The sequence below is a fragment of the Duganella sp. Leaf126 genome (assembly GCF_001423125.1).
In the GTDB taxonomy this organism is placed as follows: domain Bacteria; phylum Pseudomonadota; class Gammaproteobacteria; order Burkholderiales; family Burkholderiaceae_D; genus Rugamonas.
Map to the genome: position 1 here is coordinate 366,859 of NZ_LMNW01000023.1, position 16,480 is coordinate 383,338.

General features: G+C 68.4%; 13 protein-coding genes. All 13 read left to right on the plus strand.

Annotated elements, in window-relative coordinates:
• The first annotated feature begins 161 nt into the window (after nucleotides 1–161).
• The 13 genes from ASF61_RS12850 (at nucleotide 162) to ASF61_RS22810 (ending at nucleotide 16,478) form a co-directional block, all read left to right on the plus strand.
• A complete protein-coding gene (locus ASF61_RS12850) occupies nucleotides 162–1,838 on the plus strand; it encodes a UDP-N-acetylglucosamine 4,6-dehydratase family protein (RefSeq protein ID WP_056156381.1) in 1,677 nt (558 codons plus the stop codon).
• 30 nt (nucleotides 1,839–1,868) lie between these two features.
• Nucleotides 1,869–2,930, plus strand: coding sequence for a Gfo/Idh/MocA family protein (locus tag ASF61_RS12855; protein WP_056156383.1), 1,062 nt, complete (start codon nucleotides 1,869–1,871; stop codon nucleotides 2,928–2,930).
• 32 nt (nucleotides 2,931–2,962) lie between these two features.
• On the plus strand, nucleotides 2,963–3,547 hold the full coding sequence (locus tag ASF61_RS12860; protein ID WP_056156610.1) for an acyltransferase: 585 nt from the start codon (nucleotides 2,963–2,965) through the stop codon (nucleotides 3,545–3,547).
• Between the two features lie 27 nt (nucleotides 3,548–3,574).
• A complete protein-coding gene (locus tag ASF61_RS12865; protein WP_056156386.1) occupies nucleotides 3,575–4,657 on the plus strand; it encodes a DegT/DnrJ/EryC1/StrS aminotransferase family protein in 1,083 nt (360 codons plus the stop codon).
• A 13-nt stretch (nucleotides 4,658–4,670) separates the two neighbouring features.
• A complete protein-coding gene (locus ASF61_RS12870) occupies nucleotides 4,671–6,176 on the plus strand; it encodes an oligosaccharide flippase family protein (RefSeq protein WP_229205831.1) in 1,506 nt (501 codons plus the stop codon).
• Nucleotides 6,163–7,395: a hypothetical protein gene (locus ASF61_RS12875; RefSeq protein WP_056156389.1), complete on the plus strand. Its 1,233-nt coding sequence runs from the start codon at nucleotides 6,163–6,165 to the stop codon at nucleotides 7,393–7,395. Before ASF61_RS12870 ends, ASF61_RS12875 begins: the two co-directional genes overlap by 14 nt.
• A gap of 1 nt (nucleotide 7,396) precedes the next feature.
• Entirely contained in the window at nucleotides 7,397–8,512 is a 1,116-nt protein-coding gene (locus tag ASF61_RS12880; protein ID WP_056156391.1) for a glycosyltransferase family 4 protein, read from the plus strand.
• Nucleotides 8,499–9,215, plus strand: coding sequence for a hypothetical protein (locus ASF61_RS12885; protein ID WP_056156392.1), 717 nt, complete (start codon nucleotides 8,499–8,501; stop codon nucleotides 9,213–9,215). The genes ASF61_RS12880 and ASF61_RS12885 overlap by 14 nt, the downstream gene beginning before the upstream one ends.
• An 8-nt stretch (nucleotides 9,216–9,223) precedes the next feature.
• Nucleotides 9,224–9,943 (plus strand): hypothetical protein, encoded by a 720-nt coding sequence (locus ASF61_RS12890; protein ID WP_056156395.1) that lies wholly within the window; start codon nucleotides 9,224–9,226, stop codon nucleotides 9,941–9,943.
• Nucleotides 9,944–9,950: 7 nt separating this feature from the next.
• Complete coding sequence (locus ASF61_RS12895; RefSeq protein WP_229205833.1) at nucleotides 9,951–10,757, plus strand: hypothetical protein; 807 nt, start codon at nucleotides 9,951–9,953, stop codon at nucleotides 10,755–10,757.
• A gap of 9 nt (nucleotides 10,758–10,766) precedes the next feature.
• Nucleotides 10,767–12,374 carry a glycosyltransferase family 4 protein gene (locus ASF61_RS24070; RefSeq protein ID WP_229205834.1) on the plus strand — a complete coding sequence of 536 codons (1,608 nt, stop codon included), beginning with the start codon at nucleotides 10,767–10,769 and terminating at the stop codon, nucleotides 12,372–12,374.
• 472 nt (nucleotides 12,375–12,846) lie between these two features.
• On the plus strand, nucleotides 12,847–14,010 hold the full coding sequence (locus tag ASF61_RS12910) for a DegT/DnrJ/EryC1/StrS aminotransferase family protein (RefSeq protein ID WP_056156398.1): 1,164 nt from the start codon (nucleotides 12,847–12,849) through the stop codon (nucleotides 14,008–14,010).
• A complete protein-coding gene (locus ASF61_RS22810) occupies nucleotides 14,004–16,478 on the plus strand; it encodes a sugar transferase (RefSeq protein ID WP_082491578.1) in 2,475 nt (824 codons plus the stop codon). The genes ASF61_RS12910 and ASF61_RS22810 overlap by 7 nt, the downstream gene beginning before the upstream one ends.
• Nucleotides 16,479–16,480 lie beyond the last annotated feature (2 nt).

Genomic DNA, 16,480 nt, shown 5'->3' on the forward strand with positions numbered 1-16,480 from the left:
ATTTCGGAAAATAAATATGAATAGGAAATAGTTGTCAAGCGTTACGAACAAGCGCCGCCGGGGCGTTTGATCGCAGTCAAGCCACAAAGTGCTGGTCAGCCGACAATCACTGCATCCCGCGCCATCCCCTTGGCCCTGCAGCTTTTTGAAGGCACCGCACCATGTTCGCCACGCTCCGCCATCCCGCCAGTTTCGCCCGCCGCTGCTGCGTGCGGCTAGCCGCCATCCACCGCAGCGGCAAGCGGCTGCTGATGTACGTGGCCGACAGCGCGGCCCTGCCCCTGTGCCTGGCGCTGGCGATGGCCGTGATCACCGGCGCCGCGCCGCCCTGGCCGGCCGCCGTCCTGCTCACCGCGCTCAGCATCGCTGCGCTGTCGATCGCCACGCTGTACGGCGCGGCCCTGCGCCAGCTCGAACAGCGCACGCTGATCCTGGCCGGCCTGGCGCTGGGCGCGGCCATTGTCGCGCTGTATCTGCTCACGCGCGACGGCGCCGTGGCGCGCATCCCGGGGCCGGTGCTGGCCATGTACTGGCCGCTGGCGATGTTGTACCTGATCGCCTCGCGGTCCGGCATGCGCGCCCTGCTGCGCCGCCTGCTCCAGCAGCGGACGCCGGCCGGCGGCAGCGCCGGATCCGGCGCCGCCCGCCCGTCCCTGCCCGACTTCGCCCCCGAACTGCTGCTGGGCCGCCCGCCGGTGCAGCCCGACAGCGCGTTGTTCGCCCGCTGCGTGCGCGGCAAGAACGTGCTGGTCACCGGCGCCGGCGGCTCGATCGGCAGCGAATTGTGCCGGCAGATCGCCAGCCTGGCGCCGCGCTGCCTGCACCTGGTGGACCACAGCGAATTCGCGCTGTACACGATCGCCCAGGAACTGCGGGCGCGTTGGCCGCAGCTGGTGCTGCACGCCCACCTCGGTTCCGTGTGCAGCGAACGCATGCTCGAACGCGCGATGCAGGGTGCCACCATCCACACCATCTATCACGCGGCGGCCTACAAGCATGTGTCGATCGTCGAAACCAACCTGGTGGAGGGACTGCGCAACAACGTGGTCGGCGCGCGCAACGTCGCTGCCGCCGCCGCCCGCCACGGGGTGCAGACCTGCGTGCTGGTATCGTCCGACAAGGCCGTGCGGCCCAGCACCATCATGGGCGCCAGCAAACGCCTGTCGGAACTGGTGTTCCAGGCCGCGCAGCAGGACGGCGCCGGCGCCACCACGTTCAGCATGGTCCGCTTCGGCAATGTGCTCGGCTCGTCCGGCTCGGTGGTGCCGCTGTTCCGCCAGCAGTTGCAGCAGGGCGGCCCGATCACCATCACCGATGCCGCCATGGAGCGCTATTTCATGCTGATTCCCGAGGCGGCGCAGCTGGTGATCCAGGCCGGGGCCATGGCCGAAGGCGGCGAGGTGTTCGTGCTCGACATGGGCGCACCGCTGCGCATCGTCGACTTGGCGCGGCGCATGATCGCGCTGGCCGGGCTGACCGAGCGCACGCCGGATCAGCCGCACGGCGAGATCGAAATCCGCTACGTCGGCCTGTACCCGGGCGAAAAGCTGCAGGAGGAATTGCTCACCGCCGACGGCGCCACGCCCAGCCGCCATCCGCGCATCCTGTGCATGAAGGAGCAGGCGCTGCCCGCTGCCCTGCTCGACCAGTACCTGGAACTGCTGCTGGTCGCTTGCGCCAGCAACGACCGCTGGCTGATCGAGGCCATGCTCAAGACCATCATCACCGAATTCACGCCGCAAACCGGCGTGCGTGCGGCCGACGGCGAGGCCGTGCTGCGCCGCCTGCGCGTGCCGCCGGTGGCGGCCAGGCCGCCAGTCGCCGTCCCCGCTTCCTGATCTTCATCCCGCCACTGCCAGGAGTATGTCATGCGCCAATTCTGTCCTGCCGTCACCGACCGCAAACTGCGCTTCGCGCTGGTCGGCTGCGGCCGCATCGCCAGCAACCATTTCGGCGCGCTGGCCAGGCATGCCGACCGCTGCGAGCTGGTAGCCGTGTGCGACATCGACCGCGCAGCGCTCGACCGCGCCGTCACCGAGACCGGCGCCACGCCGTTCGACAACCTCGACGACATGCTCGCGCACAGCGACATCGACGCCTGCATCATCACCACGCCCTCGGGGCTGCATCCGGACCAGGCGGTGCGGGTGGCGCGCGCCGGCCGCCACGTGATCACCGAAAAGCCGATGGCCACGCGCTGGGAAGACGCCAAGCGCATGGTGGGCGCCTGCGATGCGGCCGGCGTGCGCATGTTCGTGGTCAAGCAGAACCGCCGCAACGCCACGCTGCAGCTGCTCAAGCGCGCGGTCGAGCACAAGCGCTTCGGCCGCATCTACATGGTCAACCTGAATGTGTTCTGGACCCGGCCGCAGAGCTATTACAACAGCGCGTCCTGGCGTGGCACCTGGGAGTTCGATGGCGGCGCCTTCATGAACCAGGCCAGCCATTATGTCGATCTGCTCGACTGGATCGTCGGCCCGATCGAAAGCCTGCAGGCCTACACCGCCACCCTGGCGCGCGACATCGAGGTGGAAGATACGGGCGTGATCAGCCTGCGCTGGCGCAACGGCGCACTGGGCTCGATGAATGTCACCATGCTGGCCTATCCGCACAACCTGGAAGGCAGCATCACCATCCTCGGCGAGACCGGTACCGCGCGCATCGGCGGCGTGGCCGTCAACGAAGTACAGCAGTGGGACTTCGCCCAGCCCCACGCCGACGACGCCACCGTGCAGCAGGCCAGCTACGCCACCGCGTCCGTGTACGGTTTCGGTCACCCGCTCTATTACGACAACGTGATCGCCGTGCTGCGCGGCGAGGCCGAGCCCGAAACCGATGGCCGCGAAGGCCTGAAATCGCTGGAGGTGCTGATTGCCGCCTACCGTTCCGCGCGCGACGGCCGCCGCGTGGCGCTGCCGCTCGACTACTAACAGCCGCCCTGAACCCGCTCATGGAAGATCACATGGAAAACCTCATCCATCCCAGCGCCATCGTCGATGCCGGCGCCGTGCTCGGCGCCGGCACCCGCGTCTGGCATTTCAGCCACGTCTGCAGCGGTGCGCGCATCGGCAGCCACTGTTCTCTGGGCCAGAACGTTTTCATCGGCAACGATGTGGTGATCGGCCACAACGTCAAGATCCAGAACAATGTCTCCGTGTACGACGCGGTGGTGCTGGAAGACGATGTGTTCTGCGGCCCCAGCATGGTGTTTACCAACGTCCACAATCCGCGCGCAGCGGTGGTGCGCAAGCACGAATACCGGCGCACGCTGGTGCGGCGCGGCGCTTCGATCGGCGCCAACGCCACGGTGGTGTGCGGCGTGACCGTCGGCGCCCACGCCATGGTCGGCGCCGGTGCCGTGGTCACCCGCGATGTGCCCGATTTTGCGCTGGTGGCCGGCGTCCCGGCGCGTCACATCGGCTGGATCAGCCGCCACGGCGAGCGGCTCGACCTGCCGCGCTCGGCCAGCGGCCAAGCGCGCTGTCCGCACACGGGCGACCTGTATAGCGTTGCCGACGGCGTCTGCACGCTGCACGCCGCCGGCTGATCACCGATTACTACCGAGGAGACACTGATGGAATTCACCGGGCTCAAACAGCAGTACCAGCTGCTGCGCAACGACATCGATGCCGGCATCCGGCGCGTGCTCGATCATGGCCAGTACATCATGGGGCCCGAGGTCGCCGAGCTGGAGGCGCAGCTGGCGGCGTATTGCGGCGCGCGCCACTGCGTGACCGTATCGTCGGGCACGGAGGCGCTGCTGATCTCCCTGATGGCGCTCGGCGTCCAGGCCGGCGACGAAGTGATCACCACGCCATTCTCGTTCATCGCCACCGCCGAAGCCATCGTGCTGGCCGGCGCGCGGCCCGTGTTTGCCGATGTCGAACGCGCCACCGGCAACCTCGATCCGGCCCGTATCGCCCGCCGCATCGGGGCACGCACTCGCGCCATCATGCCCGTCTCGCTGTACGGCCAACCGGCCGACATGGATGCCATCAACGGCATCGCGCGCCGCCACGGCCTGGCCGTGATCGAGGACGGCGCGCAAAGTTTCGGCGCCAGCTACCACGGCCAGCGCAGCGGCAATCTCTCCACCATCGGCTGCACCAGCTTCTTCCCCAGCAAGCCGCTGGGCTGCTATGGTGACGGCGGCGCCATCTTCACCAGCGACGACGACCTGGCGCGCGCCATGCGCGAAATCCGCGTCCACGGCCAGTCCGAGCGCTATTGCCACACGCGGCTGGGCGTCGGTGGGCGCATGGATACCCTGCAATGCGCGGTGGTGCTGGCCAAGCTGCCCGGCTTCGACGACGAAATCGCCGCGCGCCGCCGCGTCGCTGCCGCCTACGACCGCTGCTTCGCCAGCCGGGTGGAGACGCTGGGCGGCGCCGAGGCCAGCGCGTGGGCCCAGTACACCATCGTGCCGCCGCGGCGCGAACCGGTGCAGGCCGCACTCACTGCCGCCGGTATCCCGAGCGTGGTCCACTACCCGCAACCGATCCACCGCCAGCCGGCCTACCTGCGCTACGACGATGTCGCGTGCCCGGTGGCCGAGCTGCTGGCACAGCGGGTGCTGAGCCTGCCCATGGGACCGCACCTGAGCCAGGCCGACGTGGCGCGGGTGGCGTCCACCGTGCTGGCCGCGCTCGACGCCTGAGACGCCCGCTGCCATGCGCACCCCCAACGCCATCAGCGCCATGAGCGCCCTGCCCACCTTCTGGAAGCACCTGCTGACGGTGCTGGGCGGATCGCTGGCAGCGCAAGCCCTGCCGATCGCGGCTGCGCCGCTGATCACGCGCCTGTGCAGCCCGGCCGAACTGGGCGCGTTCAGCGTGTGGCTCGGGGTGGTGGCGATCGCTGCGGTGGCGGCCACGCTGCGCATGGAATTTGCCATGGTGGTCGATCCGGCCCCCATCCGCCAGCGGCTGTGCTTTGGCGTGGTCGCCTGGTCGTCGGGCTGGCTCGCGCTGCTGCTGACGCTGGCCCTGATCGCGGCACGGCTGCTGGACCTGGTCGCGCTGTCCTGGCCCGGCGTGCTGACGCTGGGCATGGCCGCCTGGCTGACCGCCGGCATGCAGACCACGCTGGCCTACGCCACCTCGCACAACGGCTTTGCCGCCGCCGCCAAGGCACGGATCGCTGCCGCCGGCGGCGTGGCGGCCGTGCAGCTGGCGCTGCTGGGCCTGCTGGCCATGCCGCTGTTCGCGACAACGGCAGGCAGCAGGCCATGGTGGGGCGCGCAACTGGCAGGCGTGGGCGCGGATGCACTGATGGCCGGCCAGCTGGCCGGCCTGGCCATCGGCCTGCTGGTCGCACGCAAGCTGCTGCGCTTGCCGCTGCGGTCATTACCGAAGTCTCCGCTGCCGTTATCGCAGAAAAACCCGCTGCGGTCGGCGCAAGAGTCCTCGGTGCAAGTGTCGCAGGATGCGTCGCTGCAGGCCTTGGCGCACCGCTGGGCGCTGCCGTGGCTGCTTTGGCTGCGCCGGCTGCGCCACCGGGGTCTGGCAGCGCTACTGCCCACCGCCGCGCAACGCCGCTACCTGCGCCGCCACCGGGCGTTCTGGCGCTTTACCCTGCCTTCGAGCCTGCTCAACGCTGCCGTCGGCCAATTGCCGTTGCTGATCATCGGCGCGCGTCACGGCGCGCTGGCGGCCGGCTTGTTCGCGCTGACCCAGCGCGTGCTGGCCGCACCGATCTCGCTGCTGGCAGCGTCGGTGCTGGAAGTGTTCAAGCGCGAATCGGTGCGCCAGTACCACGAGCACGGCGACTGCCGCCCCGCCTACCGCCACGCGCTGCGCGTGCTGCTGGCGCTCGGTGCGGCGCCGGCGCTGGTGCTGTGGGTGGCCTCGCCGGCCCTGTTCTCGCTCGTGTTCGGCACCGACTGGCGCGGCGCCGGCGAGCTGGCCCAGCTGATGGCGCCGCTGTTCTTCCTCAATTTCGTCGCCGGTCCGCTCAGCTACGTGTTCTCGGTGGCGGGCCGGCAAAAGATCGAGCTGCTCTGGCAGGTGGCGCTGTTCGCCACCACGGTGGCGGCCTTCGTGGCGCCGCTGTCGCTGGCGCACAATGTGCTCGCTTACAGCATCGGCTATTCGCTGCTGTATCTCGTGTATCTGCACCTGTCGTACCGCTACGCGCTCGACCGTCCGCAGGCAGGGAGGCATCATGCTGCCGGCTGATCCGATCGACCTGTATCGGGCGCCAGCCACGTCCCTGCGCGCCAGCGGTCGCCGCGGGCCGCTGTCCCTGTTCGGACCGGCCTGGGCCGAGCTGGCGTTCTGGCTGCTGTTTCCCGGCTTCTTCGCTTACCAGACGCTGCTTGGCCTGGGCCTGATCCGCGCCTACCTCGGCGGCTACTTCGCCTGGATTTCACTGCTAATGCTGCCGCCGCTGCTGCTATCGTACCTGCTGCGCATGCGTGCCTGCGGCTGGCGTGTACAGGCGGTCGATGCCGCCTGGCTGACCTTCCTGGCATATTACGCCGCCGTCGTGGTGGTGCACACGGGACTGGCAGGCGGCGGCGCCACCAGCCACCATACGCTGGGCTTGCTCTACATGTTCCTGCTGTTCGTGATCTTCAAGACGCTGGACTTCGAGTCGAAACGCTTCCGGCTGACCCTGCTGGCCAGCCTGCTGGCCATGTCGGCGATCGTGTTCTCGTACGCGGTCGATGGCGCGTTTTACCTTGCCGCCCTGGGCGCGGCCCGCGATCCGGAAAGCGTGGCCACGTACCAGGGCTTTTCGCGTTCCTACCTGTTGCCGATGGTGGTGCTGCTGGCCTGCACGCGGCGCGCGGCGCTGCGCTGGGCGCTGTACGCGCTGGGCTTGCCCACGCTGTACATCAACACGGCACGCAGCGAGTTCGGCGCGCTGCTGTTCCTGATTCCGCTGTTCGAGCTGCACGCGGCGCGCTCGCGGCTGGTGGTGCTGGGCCTGATGGCAGCCGCTGTCATGCTGCTGCACGCCAACCTCGACACGCTGGTTGCCGCCGTGCCCGGCAACCGCACGCTGGAACTGCTGGACCTGTCGCATTCGACGTCGGCCAGCGCCCGCCACCTGCTGACCGAACAGGCGCTGCACACCATCGCCGAGCACCCCATCCTGGGCGACTACGGCAGCTACCCGAGCGGGCGCTACGCGCACAACATCCTGTCGGCCTGGGTGGACCTCGGCCTGGCCGGCTTCGTTGCCCTGCTGGCGCTGCTGCTGGTGCCGCTCGCGCAGCTGATTATCCACGGCTACCTGCTGGGCGGGCGCACCAGCCGCGACCACCGCTACCTGCTGGCCTGGAGCTTGCTCACCAGCACACTGCTGTTGCTATGCCTGTCGCATTTCTTCAGCGACATGCTGATCGGCGCCGCGCTCGGCGCGTATGCGCGGTACCGCGCCGGAGACTGACATGCTCAACATCGCCCACCTGACGTCGGCCCATCCGCGCCACGACGCCCGCATCTTCGGCAAGCAGTGCCGCACGCTGGCCGACTATGGCCACCGTGTCTCGCTGGTGGTGGCCGACGGCCGCGGCGACGAAGAGCGCCATGGTGTCCAGATAGTCGATGCGGGCGTTGCTCGCGGGCGCCTGCACCGGATGCTGTCGTCGACCGCCCGTGTCTACCGCTGCGCCGTGGCGCTCGCGCCCGACGTGGTGCAGCTGCACGATCCCGAGCTGCTGCCGGCCGGCCTGCTGTTGCAGCGCCACGGCTGCAAGGTGATCTTCGACGCCCACGAGGACGTGCCGCGCCAGCTGCTGGGCAAGCCATATCTGCCGCCGTGGACCAGGCGCACGCTGGCCGCGGCCTATGCGCGTTTCGAGCGGCAGGCCTGCCGCCGGCTCGACGGCGTCATCACGGCCACGCCGTTTATCCGCGAACGCTTCGAGCGCATCAACCGCACCACGGTGGACATCAACAACTACCCGATGCCCGAGGAATTCGGCGCCGACCTGGCCTGGGCCGACAAGCCGCTGCAGGTGTGCTACGTGGGCGGGCTGTCGGCCATCCGCGGCATTGAAGAACTGGTGCGAGCCTGCGAACTGCTGCAAACTCCGGTGCGGCTGCAGCTGGCCGGTGCCTTCAGCGAACCGGCGCTGGCTACAGCAATGCGCGCGCGGTCCGGCTGGCGCCACGTCGACGCCCTGGGCCAGTTGGCGCGCGCCGACGTGGCAAAGTTGCTGGGCGCGTCGCGCGCAGGCCTGGTCACGCTGCATCCCACCCTCAACCACCTCGACGCGCTGCCGGTCAAGATGTTCGAGTACATGGCTGCCGGCATCCCGGTGATCGCCTCCGATTTCCCGCGCTGGCGCGCGATCGTGGAGGGTGATGGCGACGGCAGCAGCGCCTGCGGGGTCTGCGTCGATCCCTGCGATCCGCCGGCGATCGCCGCCGCCATCGATTACCTGGCCGGCCACCCCGATATCGCCCGCCGCATGGGCGAGAACGGCCGCCGCGCGGTGCGCACCCGCTATAACTGGCGCAGCCAGTCCACCCGACTGATCGACTTCTATGAACACCTCTGAACCCACCGGCATCTGGCCGAGCGTGCTGGCGCAGTTGCGGCTGCTCGTTGCCATTGCACGCCTGCCCCGTGCGCGGCTGTGCTTCGACGCCGCGCTCAATCCGGAACTGATCAGGCGTACCCACGCCAGCTTCACCATGCCGCACCCGCGCTTGCGCATCGTGCGCAACAAGTCGCTGGGCGTGGCGCTGATCGACCTGCGGGCATTTGCCGACAGCGCGGCGTACCTGCGCTCGGTGGCGCAGAAAGACCATGCCGGCTACCAGGCGCGCCGGGCCCGGGCGCGCGGCTACACGGTCGCCGAAATCGACCGCAACGACTACATCGACGACATCCACCGCATCAACACGTCGCAGCCCGAACGCCAGGGCCGGCCCATGGACGCCGCCTACGCCCGCCGTACCGACCACTACACGGCCGTCGACAGCTTCCGCTACTACGGGGTGCTCGATGCGGGAGGCAGACTGGTGGCCTACTGCGACCTCGGCATCTACGGCGACTTTGCCGCCACCGACCGCCTGCTGGGCTACCACAGCGACGGCGTGATGTACCTGCTGCTGGCCGACATCGCCTGTCGCCTGATCGACGAGCGGCGCTGCAATTACCTGATGTACGACACCTACCTGGGCGCCCTGCCCGGCCTGCGCGAATTCAAGCGCAAGCTCGGCTTCGCGCCATATCGCATCCGCTACGCCATTGCATGAGGTGCCCCATGATCGCCAAGCTGCCCCGATTCCTCGACTTCACGCCGGTTACGCGCGGGTGCCGTCTGGCGCTCGACGTGGTGCGCCTGCCCGTGGCCACGCTGCGGTTCGATACGCGCTACCACCCCGAGGATGTGCGCAACACCCACCGTCTGTTTACCCGCCCCCACCCGCGCTACAAGATCATCGGCCACAAGCAGTTCGGGGTGGCGCTGATCGATCTGCGGCAGCTGGCGGCGCCGGCCAGCTATCCGGCGCCCGGGGCGGCCAGCTACGTCGCCAGGGCGCGCAAGCGCGGCTACCGGCTGGTGCAAATCGACCGCAACGACCACATCGACGCCATCCACGCCATCAACACCAGCATGCCCAGCCGCCAGGGACGGACGATGGACGCGCGCTACCAGGAGAAGGCGCAATGTTACGAAGCGCTGTGCCACTACCGCTATTTCGGCGTCGTCGACAAGCGCGAGCAGTTGGTTGCCTATTGCAATATGGGCCGCTTCGGCAATTTCTCCGCCTTCGCACAATTGCTCGGCTACCGCAACAACGACGGCGTGATGCACTTGCTGATCGCCGACATCGTCAACCTCCTGCTGGCCGAGGGGCGCGTCGGCAACGGCGCCGATTACCTGATGTACGACACTTTTTTCGGCGCCCAGCCGGGCCTGCGCCAGTTCAAGACCCTGCTCGGCTTCGCCCCCTATCGCGTGCGTTACACGCTGCAATGAGAATGCCATGAGAGCTCCCCTGCAAGCCGCCATGAAAACCGTGGCCCGGCGCCTGTACGCCGACTACCTGATGCCGAGCCGGCTGCCCTTGTACGATGCGCTGCTGGCGCAGGCGCGCGACCACGGCTACCGCCAGACCTCCGTGCGCGGCTGGCTGCACACGCTGCGCAGCGCGCGTGGCCGCCCGCCCGGGCCGGTGCTGGTCCACCGGCACGATATCGACAGCGACCTGGCCACCGCGCGCCGCATGTTCGAGATCGAACAGCGCCACGGCGTGCGCGCCAGCTACTACTTCCGCCTGTCCACGCTCGATTTTGGCCTGATGCGCGAGATCGAGGACTACGGCAGCGAAGCGAGCTACCACTACGAGGAACTGGCCACGTATGCCAAACGCGAGCACCTGAAGCGCCCTGCCGATGTGCAGGCAGGTCTGGACCGCATCCGCGCCGAGTTCGAGGCCAACTTCCGCCGCATCGAGGCCACGCTGGGGCGCAAACTCGATACGCTCGCCAGCCACGGCGACTTCGCCAACCGCCGGTTGGGCATGACCAACTGCTTGCTGCTCGACGACGACGCGCTACGTACGCGCTGCGGCATCGCTGCCGAATGCTACGACAGCGCGCTGCAGTCCAGCTTTGACCTGTATATCAGCGACAAGCCGGCGCCGCGCTACTTCCAACCGATCCCGCCCCAGGCGGCGCTGGGCAGGCACCGGCGCATCTGCCTGCTCACGCACCCGTCGCAATGGCATGCCGGCTGGGCGGCCAACAGCCGCAAGAACCTGGTGCGTGCGGCCGAAGCGCTGCGCTGGTAAGGAGCATCGATGAACATCCTGCTGATCAACCACTATGCCGGCTCGCCGCTGCACGGCATGGAATACCGCCCCTACTACCTGGCGCGCGAGTGGGTGAAAGCCGGCCACCGCGTGCGCATCGTGGCGGCGAGCCAGTCGCACCTGCGCACCCACGCGCCGCAACTGGCCACACGCGCGGTGCTCGACGAGGACATCGACGGCATCGCCTACCGCTGGCTGGCCACCCCGTCCTACGACGGTAACGGAATCCGGCGCGCTGCCAATATCGCCGCCTTTCTCGCACGCCTGACCGCGCAATCGGCGCAGCTGGCAGCCGAGCGGCCGGACCTGGTGATCGCCTCGAGCACCTATCCGGCCGATATCTGGCCGGCACGCCGCATCGCCCGGCTGGCCGGGGCGCGGCTGGTATTCGAGGTGCACGATTTGTGGCCGCTCTCGCCGATCGAACTGGGCGGCATGTCGCCGCGCCACCCGTTCATCCGGCTGATGCAGGCAGCCGAAAACGCAGCCTGCCGCCACGCGGACACCGTCATTTCCATCCTGCCGCATGCAGCCAGCCACCTGATCGCGCACGGCATGGCGCCGCACAAGCTGCACGTGGTGCCCAACGGCGTGGCGCTGGCCGAATGGGAGCGCGCGCCGGCGCCGCTGCCTGCGCCCGTGACCACGCTGCTCGACAGTCTGCGCGCCGAGGGACGCATGGTGGTCGGCTATGCCGGCAGCCAAGGCCGCGCCAACGCACTCGATACGTTGCTCGACGCCGCCACCTTGCTGCAGCACCGGCAGCGCGATCTGCACGAAGAAGCGTTGCCAGGCACCCCAGCGATCGCGCTGGCAGCAACGCTGTCCGCCGCTGCGCAGCAAGGTCGGGCCCGACTGCCGGACAGACCAGGCGCAGACCTGGCTGAACCTACACCGGACAGGCCTGGTGCACGACTGCCTGACCACGTAACGTACAGACTTGGTGCCGCCCTGCCTGAACACGTAACGGACAGACTTGGTGCAACCCTGCCTCACCACCTAACGGACAAGCCTGGTGCAGGCCTGCCTGGACACGTACCGAACTCGCCTGGTGCAGGCCTGCCTCGCCCCCTACCGAAGAGGCCCGGCGAGCGCCTGCCGGCGCAGTCGGGCCATGGCCCGCGGTTCGCCTTCGTGCTGGCCGGGGATGGTCCCGAAAAGCAGGCGTTGCAACGGCGCGTGGATGTCGAAGGTTTGCGCGATGTCCACTTCATCGCGCCGTTGCCCAAGGCATGCATACCAGCGCTGCTGGGCGGCTTCGATATCGCCTACCTCGGCTGGCGGCGCCAGCCCTTGTACCGCTACGGCATCTCACCTAACAAGCTGGGCGACTACCTGATGGCGGCCAGACCCGTGATCCACGCGGTGGATGCCGCCAACGACCCGGTGGCCGACGCCGGTTGCGGCCTCAGCATCGCGCCCGAAGACCCGGCCGCGCTGGCCGACGCCATCGACCGTCTGGCCCGGCTCACGCCGTGGCAGCGCCACGAACTGGGCCAGCGCGGCGCCAGCTATGCGCGCCGGCATCTCGACTACCGGCTGCTGGCCCGGCGCTTTCTCGAAGCCTGCGGGGGCACCGGACCGCCCGACCGCTAGCTCGTCACGCCGAATGCATGCGTCATCGCGCGCAGTCGGCCGTTTGCCGTTTACGGTTCGCCGGTCGCCGTTACCAGTTAGAAGTTACCAGTTAGAAGTTACCAGTTAGCAGTTACCAGTTAGCAGTTACCAGTTAGCAGTTTGGGTTTGCAGTTCGCAGTTCGCCACCTGCCGTTCGCCGTTCGCCGTTCGCTGTTCGCCGTTCGCCGTTTGCTGTTTGCCGTTCGCTGTTCGCTCTCAGCAGTTCGCAGCTCGACGTTCTCAGTTGCCGTTGCCGTCTGCCGTCTGCCGTTTGGCGTTTCGCGTTTGCCGTTCGCAGTTCACACCTCGGCGTTTGCATTTCGCCATCTGCCGTTTGCCGTTTGCCGTTACGCGCATGCCAGCAGTCGTCAGTGCGCTGGTCCGCTCTACCGCCATTCCCGCGCAGCCGGGAATATGTTTGTACTACTGCCGTTGCCTCGAGGAGAACGCTATGCCCCTGCCGACCGACACCTTTCTCCCCTTTGCCCTGCCCGACCTCGGCGACGAGGAAGCTGCCGCCGTCCTCGACTGCCTGCGCTCCGGCTGGATCACCAGCGGCCCGGTCAGCCGCCAGTTCGAACAGGATTTTGCCGCCTATCTCGACAGCGACGTGCACGCGATTGCGGTCAATTCCGCCACTGCCGGCCTGCACCTGGCGCTCGAAGCGCTCGGCATCGGCCCCGGCGACGAAGTGATCGTGCCCACCATGACCTTTACCGCCACCGCCGAAGTGGTGCGCTACCTGGGCGCCGATGCGGTGATCGTCGACGTCGATCCGCAGACGCTGTGCCTGCAGGCGGAGGCCATCGCCGCCGCCATCACGCCGAACACCCGCGCCGTGATCCCGGTCCACTACGGCGGCCTTGCCTGCGACATCGACGCCATCGTGACGCTGGCGCGCCGCCACGGCCTGCGCGTGATCGAAGACGCCGCCCACGCCTTTCCGGCCACGCTGCGCGGACGCCTGGTCGGCACGCTTGCCAGCGACGCCACGGTGTTCAGCTTTTACGCCAACAAGACCATCACTACCGGCGAAGGCGGCATGGTGGTCTGCCGCGATGCCGACGTGGCGCGCCGGGTGCGGGTGATGCGGCTGCACGGCATCAGCGAAGATGCGTTCGACCGCTTCGTCTCGCGCCGTCCCGCGTGGTTTTACCAGGTCGTCGCGCCGGGCTTCAAATACAACCTGACCGATATCGCCGCTGCCATCGGCCGCGCCCAGTTGCGCAAGATAGACCGCTTCCTGGCCCGCCGCCAGCAACTGGCGCGCGGTTATGCGCAAGGCCTGGCAGGGCTGCCCCTGGTGCTGGCGCCCGACGCGCCGGCCGGCAGCCAGCACGCCTGGCACCTGTACCCGGTGCGGCTGACACCGGAGGCTCCATTGTCGCGCGAACGGCTGATCGAGCGGCTGTCGGAACATGGCATCGGCACCAGCGTCCACTACATCCCGCTGCACCGCCAGCCGTACTGGCGCGACCGCTATCAGCTGGACCCGGCGCAGTTCCCCCATGCCGAGGCCAGCTACCACGCGCAGTTGACGCTGCCGCTCTACACGCGCATGACCGATGCGGACCAGGCGCGCGTGATCGCCACGCTCAAGGAGCTGCTATGCTAGCCAAACGCCTGTTCGACATCGCTGCCGCGCTGGCCGGCCTGCTGGTGCTGGCGCCGCTGTTGCTGCTGCTGGCGGCCTGGATCCGCTGCGACTCGCCGGGACCGGTGCTGTTTCGCCAGCGCCGCGTGGGTCGGCACGGCGTGCCGTTCGAGATCTTCAAGTTCCGCACCATGACCGCCGGCGCCGAACGCGAAGGCCAGTTGTCGGTCGCCGACGACCAGCGCACCACGCGTGCCGGGCGCTGGCTGCGACGCCACAAGCTCGACGAGCTGCCGCAACTGCTGAACGTGCTGCGCGGCGACATGAGCTTGGTCGGCCCCCGTCCCGAGGTGCCGCGCTATGTGGCGCACTATCCTCCGGCCGTGCGGGCGCTGGTGCTGTCGGTCGCACCGGGCATCACCGACTGGGCCGCGCTGCGCTATCGCCACGAGGGCGACCTGCTGCGCGAAGCCGCCGATCCCGAACAGCTGTATCTGCAGCGGGTGCTGCCGGCCAAGCTCCGCTACTATCGGCGCTATGTCCAGCGCCGCAGCTTCGCCATCGATATCGGGATCCTGCTGCGCACGGTCGCCGCCTTGCTGTGCGGTTCGCGCCGCCCGCGTACGCGGACCAGATGGGTGCGGATGCACGACAGCAGCCGCTTGCTGCCGCACGACCGCCAGTCGGTACTGATCGACTGGTTGCGCGGACTGGCCGCCCTGCAGGTGGCCGCCGCTCACCTGCGCGCCCAGGTGTTCCCCGGGCTCAGCACCGTCAGCGATCCGCCGCTGTGGTATCAGGGCCTGGCGTTCGTCACCGGCTTTGCTCACCAGGCCGTACTGGTGTTCTTCGTGCTCAGCGGCTGGCTGGTGGGCGGCGTCTTCCTCGACCGCAGCCGCAACATGCCGCCCGCACAGGCGCTGCGCGACTACGCACTCGACCGCGCTACCCGATTATGGACCGTGCTGCTGCCAGCATTCCTGCTGATGCTGGCCCTGGCCGGAACAGGCGCGCTGCCCGTCAGCAGTGGAACCACCACCGGTGCCGCCATCGTGAAGACTGCCGGCAAAGCCCCTGACACGTCTGCCGCAATCGAAGGCGCTGGCGATGCTGACCGTGAGGGAACTGCTGGTGCTGTCCGCGCCGCGTCCATTGTCATCGAGCAGACCGGCGATGCGGGCCATAACGCGCCTGCTGCCAGCATGAACGTTTTCGATGCCCCCGATCCTGGGTCTGGACCCATTAAGAAGACTGCCGGTGCCGTCCGCGTCGTCTCTGCTGCAATCGAGCAGACTGGCGATGCAGCCCATAACGCGTCTGCTGCCAGCATGAACATTTTCGGTGCCTTCAATCCTGAGGCTGCTGCCAGCAAGAAGACTGCCGACTCCGCCCGTCACAGGCCAGCTGCCATCAAGAACAGTTCTGGCGCCGCCCGCGCCGCGTCTGCTGCAGTCGAGGAGACCGGCCATGCAGGCCATACAGCGCCTGATGCCAGCATGAATACTTCGGGTGCCGTCGATCCCGAGGCTGCTGCCATCGGGACGGCTACCGGTATCGTTCATCCCGCGTCCACCACCCGATCCGAGTTGCGCAGCGCGGACAACGCAACCCCCACCGTCGCGAATACCTCCTCAGATCCGGCCGTCGCTGGCACCGAGCCGGCCAACGCTGCAGCGCTAGACCCCGGCGCAGCATGGTCATTGACTACCCTGCTGGGCAACCTGGTCGGCTTGCAGACGCTGGCAGTGCCGCCGTTCGGCGAGAATTTTCCGCTCTGGAGCCTGGCCAATGAAACCTGGTACTACGTGCTGTTTCCGCTGCTGGTGATCGGCGCGCGCAGCGGCGCGGCCTGGCTGCGGATAGCCGGTGCGGCGCTGGCGACCACAGTGGCCATTCTGCTGGGGCCGGCAATCACCGGCTACTTCCTGGTCTGGCTGCTGGGCGTGGCGGCGTCGCGCCTGCGCCTCCATTTTTCGTCCAGCCAGCGCTGGCTGTGCCGGGCGGCGCTCCTGGTGACGGCAGCCTGGCTGCGGCTGCAGGGGCAGGATGGCGATTTCACGGTCGCCACGCTGGGGCCCGACCTGCTGCTGGCGGTATTGCTGGTCGGATGCCTGTGCAGCGTGGGCAATGGTCGGCCGGCGCCGCTGGTGGCCAGGATCGGCGCCTTTCTTGCAGGTTTTTCGTTCACCTTGTACGTGGTGCACATCCCGCTGCAGCGCACCTTGTGGGCGTACCGCGACGGCGCGCTGCTGGCGCCGGGCGACCCCGGCAGCCTGGCCGTGTACGCCGCCATGCTGGCCGTCATCCTGTCGCTGGCATATCTGTTTCATCTGCCGTTCGAGGCCCAGACCGGCCGGTTGCGGCAGTTGCTGCGGCGGCAGCGATCAAGCGATCAGTACCAGGCCTCCGTTACCCCGCCAGCGACACAGCAGACGGTCGCAACAGGCGTCGAGAACGCACCGGCGCGCCGTCCGGCCGATGCGGGGTGAGC